This is a genomic window from Candidatus Arsenophonus triatominarum (assembly GCF_001640365.1).
Lineage (GTDB): Bacteria > Pseudomonadota > Gammaproteobacteria > Enterobacterales > Enterobacteriaceae > Arsenophonus > Arsenophonus triatominarum.
The window spans coordinates 1-3,981 of record NZ_LWMI01000061.1; the positions used below are offsets into that span (position 1 = coordinate 1).

At 39.0% G+C, this 3,981-nt stretch carries 6 protein-coding genes; all 6 read right to left on the minus strand.

The window, feature by feature from the left end:
* Positions 1-335: 335 nt before the first annotated feature.
* Entirely contained in the window at positions 336-602 is a 267-nt protein-coding gene (locus AYJ55_RS22410; RefSeq protein WP_063657984.1) for a hypothetical protein, read from the minus strand.
* Between the two features lie 549 nt (positions 603-1,151).
* Positions 1,152-2,144, minus strand: a complete 993-nt coding sequence (locus tag AYJ55_RS22415) for a tyrosine-type recombinase/integrase (protein WP_063657707.1) — start codon at positions 2,142-2,144, stop codon at positions 1,152-1,154.
* Positions 2,145-2,150: 6 nt separating this feature from the next.
* Positions 2,151-2,348 (minus strand): hypothetical protein, encoded by a 198-nt coding sequence (locus tag AYJ55_RS22420; protein WP_063657645.1) that lies wholly within the window; start codon positions 2,346-2,348, stop codon positions 2,151-2,153.
* Complete coding sequence (locus AYJ55_RS22425; RefSeq protein ID WP_063657676.1) at positions 2,345-2,917, minus strand: hypothetical protein; 573 nt, start codon at positions 2,915-2,917, stop codon at positions 2,345-2,347. Before AYJ55_RS22425 ends, AYJ55_RS22420 begins: the two co-directional genes overlap by 4 nt.
* Before the next feature lie 170 nt (positions 2,918-3,087).
* Positions 3,088-3,537 carry a lysis protein gene (locus AYJ55_RS22430; RefSeq protein WP_063657600.1) on the minus strand — a complete coding sequence of 150 codons (450 nt, stop codon included), beginning with the start codon at positions 3,535-3,537 and terminating at the stop codon, positions 3,088-3,090.
* A partial coding sequence (locus AYJ55_RS22435) for a lysozyme (RefSeq protein WP_245677538.1) occupies positions 3,504-3,981 on the minus strand: 478 nt, incomplete at its 5' end. The genes AYJ55_RS22430 and AYJ55_RS22435, both read right to left, overlap by 34 nt.

Here is a 3,981-nt window from a genome sequence, read left to right on the forward strand (position 1 = left end):
GGATTATCCTTATAAAATCGGGTTAATCGTTTAAAACTTTCCGGCTGCTGGCGTAACCGTTGTAGACGTCATCGCGCCACTCAAATACCTTAAAATAATCTGGTTTTTTAAAGTCAAAAGGAAAAGGTAACGGCATAGGAATTTGTCCGAAAAAAGCGACTCAAAAAAATATTTTGCACATAAACTGTACATAAAAATACAAAAAATGGGGTTAAACTCATATAATCAATGATATTAATAAATATTTAAATTTAATATCATTTATACATAAATAGTAAGCGATTTTAACCTTTACCCCATCAGTTTTTGGTACGCTTCTGCGGCCTCTTCTAAAGTCATTTCTCGAGTAATTGCATTTTGCGGTAGTATATCTTCTGGTATAGGCTACCTTGCAATTGCTTAATTTCCAGTAATAAGGTAGTTGGTATAGGAATGCCTTCTATCTCTAAAAATTGCGCGGCCTCTAGTGAAGTGATTTCGGCTGATTTTTTTCGCTCGAGTATCGATCTTAAGTATTCTTTTTGTTGATGCTTTTCATCGTTAAAGAAGACTTCATTGATCCCCATCTTTTTGTAAACGGCAATATCATTGTGACTAGGCAATACTTCTTCTATCGTTGTCGTTTCGCCGTCTGCCGTGGTTTTAATAATTTTGCGTTTTCGGATTTTGGTGTTTTGCCTTGCTGTTTCTGCTAGCTCTTTTTCAAAATGTCGGCCGCATGATGAAAAGCATGATCAATATCGTAATAATCCTTTCGCCAATTTCTAATCGTTTTTTCATCCACATGCAGCCATTTTGCAATGAAATGATTTGATACTTTGCCTTTCACCAAAGACAGGTTGATCACGTCAGATCAATATACGCTTTTTTATATTTAGCTTTCCCTGACATGACAACCTCTTTTTAACCTTTGTGCAACATTCGTAAAATTAGCCATTTTGGGTGCGGACTTATTTTGCGGAAGTATGCGAAAAAAATCCCTCTTCATGCGTTGTTATTATTAGGTTTTCCAATTTTTCAAAATGCGGAAGTATGACTGCGGAATTATGCGTTTTTGGCTATTCTGTAATTTTTTACCTGAATCCCTTTGATGTAAAGCAATTAAGGTTTTAACCCCATTTACCTTAATGATTAAAAAATGAACGCAAATGTTAAAAATTTAACTCAAAAATTGACCCTGAAAATCGACCGTAAATATTTGAGGTGGTCTCAATGTTTTTATGACCCAGCATTTTAGAAATAACATGAATATCATTCCGTTTTTTGATAAGACGTACCGCTGCAAAATGCCGTAAGTTATGAAATTTCCCAATCCTGAATTTTTCCAGTAATTCCTTAACAATTCCTGTCGTACTGTAATTTAACGACAGTCTTTTCACTGATTGACTGACAATTAATGGTTCATGTAACCCAAACTTGTTTTTATCCAATAGCGACAATAACCCTTTTGGCATCGGTAACAATCGCTGAACGTCAGCTTTTAAGCCTTCAATAACACCGTTTCGTGTTACATGTTTTGAGATATTCAAATATTCCCCTTGAATATCGCTATAATCCAATGCCAATATTTCGCTTATCCGAAGCCCAATCACCGATGCCAAGATGAAGGCAATCTTTTCTCTGACGGGCGCTTCTTCAATCATCCTATCCACATTCTCAAACGCCGGAATGAAAATAGGCTTTTCCCCTTTTCTTTTCAATTTTGGAATTGGACTGACACCAACATTTCGCATTGCTTTCAGCAGCAAATAGGCAGAATGCAGATGTTTAAGCGTATTTTCCGGTAAACCGTTAAATTCACTCGGGCGAATATTCAACGCCATTTTTGCTTGCAACGTTTCGTCAATCGAAAACAAGGCATGTTTAATCGTATCGAGCGAACTTTGCCGTAAATGCCCCGTTTCACACTGAAAGACCTTTTTCCCCACATAAAACTGAATCAACTTGCGAAGATGCCAATCTCGGCATTGCTCTTTTTCTTTTGCCATCATCGCCAAAAATCGCTCAGATTCGCTCAGAAAAAGAAAATGGCAAGCAGCTTCCCGCGTTTTAAAGCTTTTATGAAATCGTCCTGCTGGATTTTCGTAATGCACACGAAAACCCTCGCTATCATGGCGAGTTTTGACTTGTTTAATTGAACTCATTTGCGATTATCGCTTTGTTGTTAACCTGGCCACAATTTTTGCTTGATTAAGACAATCTTCTATCATCTTGCCTCTTCTACTAGCTGGCTGTTTGCGATAATAGCGGATGGCTTCACGGGTGGCTAAGCTGGCGACAGAGGTAGAAAAGCCCAGCTTGATTAACTCGGCCTTAACATTGGCTTCGATGAATTGCTCAGGAGTCATCCTTCTAACCTCATGCTTCCACCAATTAAATCAAGGGGGATTTGAGATAACTCCATTACTGTTTTTTCAGCTTTTTTAAGAATGGGTAAATCATCTTGACGCTTACGTAATCGACGACCAGCATCCGAAGAGTCTTTATCAGACTCTTTTCTGGCTGTAGCAACAATATTTTGTAATTGCTCAATAGTAAAAGCTAATCCTTTATTTTCTTCCAACTCCGTCATGTAGTCATAGATTTTAGCCTGTAACTCATAGCTGTAACTCATTGCCATTAGACAGGCTTCACGTTTTGGAAATCGGTAAATTTTTCGAATAGACTGGGCACCGTTTCCAGTGGTGAAAATATCATCAGCTAAAAATTTAGCAGATGTTTCTCCAAGAACTTTGGGTACTTTTGCCATAAAATTATTGTGCTGTAACTTGCGATATTTTTTGCAAGGAAACGTTAATCTCTCTGCTTCCGCTTTTGATTTCCGCTCCGCATTAATATAGTCCACCATTTCCAGACTGGTCATTGTTGGCATTTCTGTTACTAAAAAATTGTCATTTTTAGTTGTTACTAATTTCATCGTACTTTTCCTTATAGAAAATCGAACCTGCGCGCACAGAACAGCCGCCCACAGAAAAGCACCATTTTAAACGGCGTTCTTCAGGCTCGACTTTCTATAAGGTTCTGTGTTTTATTGATGCGCGTGCGTGGCGCTGAGATTGTTAAGATTTGAACGTGCCAATGACCGATTCAGTGACACTGTGTTTTGATGTACTGCTGTAGATATTCCGTCTGCTTTTCGTTCTCAGCTATCATCGCTCTGAGACGGAAATAATCTTCTCGAGCTGCCTTACTAAGTTGTGGGGTGGCTTCATTATGTCGGCTCTGGGTGGTAGCGGTTTTGGGTATTGGACACACGGCATTGACGTGCAACTGCTTAGTGCCAGCACGAACAGCATCATTGAGCTTAGCAATTTCAGCTTTGGCATTATTTAATTTCTCCGTGTGTTGAATATCGAGTTGGTGCAAAGAATCAATCTTTTGCTGCTGTAATTTCACGGCTTCAATTTGTGCGCGATATTGCTGTTTTAATGTTTGGTAGTTTTGCCTGATGGTTTGATAACGGGAGTTGATAAAAATAAGTGAGAGAATTAACCCTGCAATAATCACTCCGATAAATGAGTAAGGTCGCCATAACATATTACGCTCTCAATTTCCCGACGGGTAATTAGCCCTTTCCAGACTTCGCCTTTCACATAAACCCACCGCTTCATCTCATCACATGCCCCTTTTCGGTCATTGTTGTTGAGCTTTTTGAGCAAGGTCGATTTGGCAAAATTACCCACGCCCACGTTATAAGCAAATGAGTAAAGGGCTGCCTGTGTTAGCGTGTTGATATTGACCTTAATCAACGGGTCAACATAACGTTTAACGGCTTTTAAATCGTCATTAAGCCACTTATCGCAGTCTTCTTGCGTGTACATCCGGTTACGCACAATATCCTTGCCTGTATGACCATAACAAACAGAGAGTACACACCCCATCGAGTAAGGTTTAAATTTTAATCCTTCAAAATGCGTTATCATCGTTGAGGCTAAAAACAACGCACTACCGCCCGTTGCCATCAATTTTTTTTCGGTATCT